At 45.3% G+C, this 561-nt stretch carries 1 protein-coding gene; it reads left to right on the top strand.

The features are described 5' to 3' along the window. On the top strand, positions 1–561 hold a 561-nt coding region (locus tag R8N47_RS27385), incomplete at both ends, for a M16 family metallopeptidase (RefSeq protein ID WP_318186386.1).

Here is a 561-nt window from a genome sequence, read left to right as displayed (position 1 = left end):
TTGAGCAGAAGCTTGCGTTTTGGGCTGAATGGAAAGATGAAGCGGCACCACTTTATGCTCCTCAAACAATACCAGCATTAGGTGAGCAGAAAATTCATCTTGTCGATAAACCAGGGGCACCGCAAAGTGTGGTTATGATGGTTCGTCAAGGCATGCCTTATGATGCCACGGGTGACTTTTATCTAAGCCAGCTCGCGAACTTTAACCTAGCGGGTAACTTTAACAGTCGCATCAACCAAAACCTGCGTGAAGACAAAGGCTACACCTACGGTGCTTACGGTTACTTCTCGGGGAATCCTGAAACCGGTTCGGTTGTATTTACCGCGCAAGTTCGTGCCGATTCGACGGTCGCATCGATTATCGAGATGGAAAATGAGCTGAATGAATACGCTCAATCTGGAATGACTGATGAAGAAATGAAATTTATGCGCCAAGCGGTCGGTCAAAAAGATGCACTGAAATATGAAACGCCGACACAAAAAGCGGAACTCATTAGTGATATTCTCAAATACAACCTCGATCAAGATTACTTGCAGCAAAGAAACGCTATCGTTGAGAAAG

This window comes from Vibrio sp. 2132-1 (assembly GCF_033344315.1).
The sequence above is the reverse complement of the archived record's forward strand: the minus strand, read 5'-3'. Positions and strand labels throughout refer to the sequence as shown.